The 263-nt window shown below is 39.5% G+C and carries 1 pseudogene; it reads right to left on the reverse strand.

The window, feature by feature from the left end:
- A pseudogene (locus AOA61_RS33065) lies at positions 1 to 260 on the reverse strand (hypothetical protein); the annotation flags it as partial.
- Between the last annotated feature and the right edge of the window lie 3 nt (positions 261 to 263).

Consider the following 263-nt stretch of genomic DNA (forward strand, 5'->3'; position numbering starts at 1 on the left):
GTAATACTCGGGTATGTCGAGAGAGTGTCTTCTATGGAGATGAGGCTATTAGCTAGTTCTTGTTGATTCATTTTTGCAAGATCATCTAAGGATATACACTCCTCCAATGAGAACATACCAGAAGCTGTTCTAGTTAAATCAGACATATGCGCAGGATATCCTAGCATTTCCCCAATAGTTACAGATAACGTTCTTATGTACGTTCCCTTACTGCAAGAAGCCCGGAATCTAAATCGAACTTTCCCATCTAACTTTTCTATAGG

Source organism: Pseudomonas sp. 2995-1, from assembly GCF_002742505.1.
GTDB classification, from domain to species: Bacteria; Pseudomonadota; Gammaproteobacteria; order Pseudomonadales; family Pseudomonadaceae; genus Aquipseudomonas; species Aquipseudomonas sivasensis.